1 protein-coding gene is annotated in these 550 nt (G+C 42.2%); it reads right to left on the bottom strand.

What is annotated here, in order from left to right; translation table 11 throughout:
- Position 1 precedes the first annotated feature (1 nt).
- Positions 2-373, bottom strand: coding sequence for a helix-turn-helix domain-containing protein (locus OCV58_RS12175; protein ID WP_267312933.1), 372 nt, complete (start codon positions 371-373; stop codon positions 2-4).
- Between the last annotated feature and the right edge of the window lie 177 nt (positions 374-550).

The following is a 550-nucleotide window of genomic DNA, read 5'->3' on the forward strand; positions in this document are numbered from 1 at the left end:
TTTAGTTTGAATTGTCCTCGGAGACTGAAGATGACGTTTGCAACCCTCTCCGCTTTGCTTCGTCCTCTAACCGCAGTCTCCTCAGTTCTTTTAAAACTGCATTCTCTATACGGAGTTTGAGAAGTTCATCCTCTAATTCCTTGACGTGCTCTGCGCGGGTGTCAACCTCCGTATGCTGAACTTGTGCTTCTGTTTCTCTTGATTGCGATGTACTCAATGTCTTCTTCCTGCCTTTCCTATGCGGTCTTAACGCATCCGGCCCAGCTATTTTAAAGTCATTTACCCATCTGGCAAGCATCGACGGATTGTTGATTCCCATTTGAAGAGCCAGTTCCTGATACGAGAGTTCGCTTGTTAAGTAAGACTCTACCACAGAAAGCTTTTCTTCGAAAGAGTATTCTTTCCGGGATCGAGATCGTTTTAACCCAGTATCCCCCAATTTTTTGTAGGGGTTAATTGTAAAATGAATTTGAACAGGTAATCAAAAAACAAAAATCCATAGTGAAGCTTCATGTTAAAATGGTTTTGCGAGAAATCATCAACAAAGGAG

This window comes from Megasphaera stantonii (genome assembly GCF_025567065.1).
In the GTDB taxonomy this organism is placed as follows: Bacteria; Bacillota; Negativicutes; order Veillonellales; family Megasphaeraceae; genus Megasphaera; species Megasphaera stantonii.